A 6,083-nucleotide genomic window follows, 5' to 3' on the forward strand; every position below is an offset into this window, starting at 1 on the left:
ACAGCGACCAACATTCATCTGGCCATCATGGCGGGAGCCCTGGACGGGTTGGGGTATGGACAGGCGCTCGGTCGACTGATCCATGAAGACGGGGTCACCCTGCCGACGGTTCAGGCACTGACGGATGCGATTGTTGCGTCACCGTCCGACCCGCTCACACCAGCCCGGGCGGACCTGCTGCAGGCGATTCAGCAGCAGGGGTGGGCCACAGGACGTGTGACTGTCGAACACCGCTGGAAGTACGCTTCGATTCTTGCTCAGGCTTACCGCCATGGGATCCCCGTGACGATCCACCCGGGAATCGGCTACGACATTATCTCGAATCACCCCGTCTTCAACGGAGCGGCGATTGGTCGCGGCGCAGAACGGGACTTCAAGCTGTTTGGGGGTTCGGTGGACCAACTGGACGGCGGCGTCGTACTGTCGGTAGGTTCCGCCATTATGGGCCCTCAGGTGTTTGAAAAGAGTCTCAGTTGCGTCAACAACCTGCGGCTGCAGTCGGGCAAATCCATTGTGACCGGACATCGGGTTTACGTGGTCGATCTTCAGGATGGCGGGGGCTGGGACTGGACTCAGGGCGAACCACCCAAGACGAATCCCGCGTATTACCTGAGGTTCTGCAAAAGCTATTCTCGAATGGGGGGAGCGATGCAGTACCTGCAGTGCGACAACGCTCTGTTCATACACCATCTCTACAAAGAGCTGCTGCAATTGAAGGCGTAGTGGTTGAGAAGAGCGGACGAAGCGACAGATTTCAGATTTTATTAAGAATCTGACCGTCAGTTCATGGAATTCAAAACAGTTCCTTCTTATGCTTCGTCCGTCACTTCACTACCCACTTCTCGGGGCACCTATGACTCTTCGTTTTTCGCAGCTTCGTATCTATTTTGCCGCTCTTTTTTCGCTCTCAATCGGATTCGTCAACTTCGCATCGGCAGCGGACACACGCATTCCCCTCGTCGGATGCCGTGGTCACTTTGCCGCATCAGGATCTGCTCGTTACGTCACCTTTCGTAACGAAGCCCGGCGACCCGATCAGGAGATCACCACGATCGAAGTCGCGAACGTGCCACTCCCTCCCGGCACGGTACTCGCGGTGTTCGTGACGGGGACCCAGATCGGAACGATCAAACTCGACGGCAATCAATCCGGTTCCCTGGTGCTGAATTCGAAAAAGAAGGACGTGCCGCCCCCGATCGAAGCGGGCACCACTGTCAATATCCGCACGCTGGATGGCAAACTGGTGATGTGGTGATCGGCGATTATGGCGTGAATCCGCTTCAAAAGGAGCGAAAACAAGGGCAATACCCCTCTTGTCGCATTCGCCGCCCCGTGAGAGAATCCGCCAGGATTTGATTCACCCGGCAAGGATGCCTTTGTGAACTTCGGTAAACCTGCAGCGAAGTCAGACGGTGCTGAACTGCGCCGCTGGGACGAACGGACTGCACCAGAAATGTTCTGGTTGTCGATCCTTTCGTTGCTTCTGCTGGCAGGCGTGTTCCATTTCATCGATCATCCTGAACAGGTAGCAATCGTCTCGGGCTGCCTGCTTGGTTTCGTCGGACTGTATCCGGCGTACTGGGTCGATTGTTACTGGGCCACACGCTTACAGAGTCGCGATCGGGGATATCACTGGGTCTATGCGCTTTTTCCGCCTCTGCGACTGGCGGCTCACGACCACGAAACCAATCAGAGAATCTGGCTTCCGTACTTAGGCTGGCAGCGCGTCGGGTACGAACTGGAGCGGAAGATACAGACCGCCCTGCGCATCCCCATGGTCATCATGGCGCTGCTGGTTCTGCCGCTGCTGCTCACCGAATACGTTTTCGCCCAGCGTGTTGCGGAAGATGAACTCTTCGCCGACTTGACGGCGGCGGCAAGCGGTCTGATCTGGTCGGCCTTCACTGCCGAATTCATCGTGATGGCGGCGATCTCTCGCAGTAAGCTGGATTACTGCAAAGAGCATTTCCTGGAAGTTCTGATCATCCTGCTGCCAATTTTCGGGTTCCTCGCCACAATGCAGCTGGGGCATCATCTCAGGCTCAACCAGGTCACCAAGGCCGCCAATCTGTATCGACTGCGCGGTGTCGCCCTTCGTACGTGGCAATCGGTGGTGACGTTCGAATGTATCGCACGTCTGTTCGGGGGCTCACCAGAACGGCGGATTGAGACGCTACGGATTCGGCTCGAGAAAAAGCAGGATGAAGTTCATTATCTCGAACAAGAGATTCGCCGGATTGAGTCGCTCAGCCGGCGGTTCCGATTGCACACGCAGCAAGTGGTTCCCGCAGTCCCCGCAGATCCGCCAGCGGTCGTTCAAGGCCTGACCTTGATCATGGAAGAAGAGGCCCTCAGCGCGGACGCCGGACCTGCAACAGACAACGCTCCGCAACAAATCACACCCCCTGCGGAAGGTTCAGGTGACACGAAAGCAGCCTGAGGTTCAGGTAGGGCCGGGTTCAGAGCCGCGCCAGCAGTTCCGCCTTCTTCGTAGTGAATTCTTCCGGGGTCAGAATCCCACTCTCTTTCAAGGCCGCCAGCTTTTCAATCGCTTGATAGATGTCCGTCGGTGCACCGGAACCTGGCGCGAGCGTTTCATTCGTCCCCGCATTCGATCGTGTCGTTGCCTCCGAGGCTCCGACCGTCTGACCGTTGCGTGAAATGACGGGAAGCGTCGCCAGATTCACTTTGCCGTATTGACTCGTGAACGAAATCGACGGGTCTCCCCCTTGCTGTTGTGCAAAGCCGCCGATCTGATGGTCCTGCGTGTCGTACACCCAGACTTCGCCTCCCGCATCAACGGCCAGTCGTCGCGGGTTCGCAAAGTAGGCATAGCGCATCTGGTTCTGGCTTCCGGAAGCGGTCGGCGACCCCAATTCCGCTGGCCACCAGTTCGAGGAGGGATCTGCCCGGAACAAGCGATAGTCACCCGGAACAGCGTGATCAGCAGGTGACGTATTCGCGGATTGCGACTGGTGGGACTGGTAACCACCACCCGACTGCGATTGATGCTGAAAGCTGCCGCTTCCGACTAAGCCTGGTTCATTGGTGAGCAGATTCGAGATATCAACGCACAACGAATCGACGCGGCTTTTCAATCCATTGTTGAACAGATCGCCGATCATGATCATCCCGCCGCGCATCCACTGACCCGAGCCCCCGAACTCAGAATGGCTGAACTGAGCCATCGAGCCGTTGCCATTCCGCAGCGCCAGCAACATTTCTGTCACAGCATCCGGACTGAATCCATGACGTTCCGATAATTCCTGGACAGTCCGCTGACCTTCGGGAGTGAGTTGCGTCATGGCTCAATCTTCCTCACTGGAAATCACAGATCCTCTGGCAACGCTGGACGACGTATCACCGTCACCCGCGTAGATGACACGGCCGCACAATCGAGTCGGCGAAAAGCTGCGCCGATCGCAGAAATCGTAGCAATCGACACGCCGCAATTCCAAAATTTCCTGACCGCGTTGGCGGGATCGCGCACCCCTGACGAAACGCTGCGGGCCTGTGGTGCGTGATCGACGATTTCATGTGACCGCGAGATTCCGCGGCCAGCTGGCGATCACGGCAGGCCATTAATTTTGCGGATCACCCATTCGGTTGTGAGCAGGCTGAAGACGATGATCAGCCAGGGCCAGCGGTCCCAGAGTGTGATTTCTTCATACTGTGACGTCGTCTCCTCGGCTTTGCGGAACATCGACGGCAGTTTGTGGACTTCATCCGGTAAAAACAAACGACCACCACTTGCCTCTGCGATTTGAGCAAGGAGAATCTGATTGTTGCTCACGTCACTCATCTCCAGACTCTCCTTCTGATCGACGAAGATCGTCGTCTGAATCGGCTTTTGCCCCAGAATCCCCCCATCGGTCGCGAGCTTGACTCGGTATTCTCCCGCTGCCAGTGAAGCGATCTGCCCTTCGTGCTGAAGAGGCTGCTTCGACGCTGGTTTCAGTTCGACCACACTGGTCGGTTTATCGTCGGGATCTTCTGGCCGGAAGAACTCGGCCCGGGCCTGGAGTTGTGGATGCTTCAACAGAAACGCCCTTGTCCACAGGGCACGAATCACAGCCGGTTGCCCCATCTCGACGTTTGCTTTTTCTGTCCCGAATCGAACGAAATCCGTTCCTGACGACATCTTGTTGGTGGCCGCCCACCGCGCCAGTTGCCCCCAGAAACGGTGGTGATATTGATCACCGACGCGGTACCTCCAGCGCCACGTCCCGTCGATGCCCAGCCAGACCACCTGACCTGCGCCGACGAACTGATGAATCATGATCCCGAACTTGCGGTCGGTGTTCAGTCCATCGATCCGACCGGCGGGGACCTGGGTGGTCGCCCAGACCGTCGCTCCGGGCCTGGCTTCCCCCAGAATGGCCCACATCTGGCCGGGCAACCCCTTCCAGATACCGATGTTGTCCCCCAGATCGGGGGCAAACTGCAGCATCGGCTGCTGCTCGCCATCCGCCGTTAGCTGCAGTGGAAGGCCTCGATTGCGCGGAGAGGCTTCTTGTGTCGCATCGGCAAGACTGATTGCGGCCGGATGCAAAATGGGGAGCAACTGTTCCAACGCGGTCGAGCGATGCGACAAAGGCATATTGCGTTGTCCCGCCGACAGGATGACGGTTCCCCCTTCGACGGCAAATTTCAGCAGCAGGTTCCAGGCAGCCTCAGAGAATTGCTCGGGCGAAACATCGCCGACGATGACCAGATCACAATCGGCAAAGGACGACGCCTCAAGATTCTGGGGATCGTCCGGCAGGATGAGTTGACTCGGAAAAAACGGTTCCGGAAGGACCCCCAGATAGGGCTGAGAAAACAGAATCTGACGCAGATCGACCCGTTCGTCCCGTTCCAGCGCCGTGCTCAGGTACCGGAACTCCCAGCGAGGCTCACCCTCGATGATCAGTACTTTCGCCCGGTCGTCGACGACGTTCAGTTTGAAACTGCGACTATTGTTGTCGTCTCTCATTTCGTCGTCGAGCACCGGTGTTCGAACGACATAACCGTGGCGTCCCAGTTGCTCGGCATCGAGATCGAATTCGGCGATGACAGGCCCCGCATTCCCGGTCACGGTCTGTTTGATCGGAACGGCGTCGGGATCGTCTTCCGAGACCAGTTCAAGCTCGATCAACTTACCGTCAAAACCGGTCGTCGACACCGTGACGCGTAGCCGGGGGTGGTCACCTTTATAGACCACTTGCGGGTGTTCGAGAAAAATGATCGCGACATCCCTGGGACGGTAGCTCGACCCCAGCAACACAGGATAGACGGGTGTGCCGGCGGATTTCAGGGACGACGCAACGGAAGTCAGATTCCGCTGGGCGTGGTCGCGGCCATCTGTCAGCAGGATCACTCCTGAGACGGTTCCCTGCCCCTGGGCGCTTCGCTGCATCCCGACCGAGAGGTCCGTCGATTGTGGTTCGAGTTGAGCAAAGGGAAGTTCGAGGTCTTTGTCCAGCAATCTCCGTTCGAGGGATTCGGCGTTTCCGGCGAAGGCGAACAATTCGACGTGCCCCAGTTTTTCCAGTTCATCAAGGACCGGCTTCCGGGTTGAAACGAGCAGCCGCCGGGCAATCTCGATGCGGGAAAGCTTATCGATTTCGGCAAAGATTCCCCGTAAGTGGTCACGCCGGGATTTCGCGAGCGCTGCACGGCGTTCTTCATCGTCGGTTTCCTCCTCGTCAACCCAGTCAGGCTGCTGGCCCGAGTCAAAAGCGGCCTGCCAGCGTTCGATCCGTGCTTCGTTTCTGGAGTTCCCCACCATTTCCAGCCCCCGAGCGACTCGCAGCTTTTCCCCTTGCGTCGCATGGAGGTCGATCGTGGTCATACTTTCAGAAAGGTCGATTCCGACCAGGATCCGGTTCGTTTCTGTCTTCTCAAGCGTCCAACTGATTGTCGGCTGTAGCAGGGTGAGAAAGATGACGACAAAGACGGCGAGCCTGAGACTGAGCAGACACATTCCGAGTGACCGTGATAACAGCCGTCGCTCATAGCGAGACAGGGCCACCACCAGCAGCAAACCGACTGCCAACACCGTCAGATGGACCAGCAGCAACGTGGTCGGATGCGTTCCATGA

Annotated in this window: 4 protein-coding genes and 1 pseudogene; 3 read left to right on the forward strand and 2 right to left on the reverse strand. The window is 57.7% G+C overall.

The genetic code is table 11. The features are described from left to right. From VGE80_RS24955 to VGE80_RS24965, 3 genes and pseudogenes are all read left to right on the forward strand, one after another. Positions 1 to 723 (forward strand): annotated as a pseudogene (locus VGE80_RS24955) (hypothetical protein); the annotation flags it as partial. Positions 724 to 853: 130 nt separating this feature from the next. Then, positions 854 to 1,255 carry a hypothetical protein gene (locus VGE80_RS24960; protein ID WP_440594536.1) on the forward strand — a complete coding sequence of 134 codons (402 nt, stop codon included), beginning with the start codon at positions 854 to 856 and terminating at the stop codon, positions 1,253 to 1,255. Positions 1,256 to 1,378: 123 nt separating this feature from the next. Then, entirely contained in the window at positions 1,379 to 2,440 is a 1,062-nt protein-coding gene (locus tag VGE80_RS24965; protein WP_440594537.1) for a hypothetical protein, read from the forward strand. Between the two features lie 19 nt (positions 2,441 to 2,459). On the opposite strand, the gene VGE80_RS24970 is transcribed toward VGE80_RS24965, so the two are convergent. Together VGE80_RS24970 and VGE80_RS24975 are read right to left on the reverse strand one after the other, a co-directional pair. After that, positions 2,460 to 3,305 carry an SHOCT domain-containing protein gene (locus VGE80_RS24970; protein ID WP_440594538.1) on the reverse strand — a complete coding sequence of 282 codons (846 nt, stop codon included), beginning with the start codon at positions 3,303 to 3,305 and terminating at the stop codon, positions 2,460 to 2,462. A gap of 263 nt (positions 3,306 to 3,568) precedes the next feature. Further along, a partial coding sequence (locus VGE80_RS24975; RefSeq protein ID WP_440594539.1) for a hypothetical protein occupies positions 3,569 to 6,083 on the reverse strand: 2,515 nt, incomplete at its 5' end.

The organism is Schlesneria sp., from assembly GCF_036405755.1.
Taxonomy (GTDB): Bacteria; Planctomycetota; Planctomycetia; order Planctomycetales; family Planctomycetaceae; genus Schlesneria; species Schlesneria sphaerica.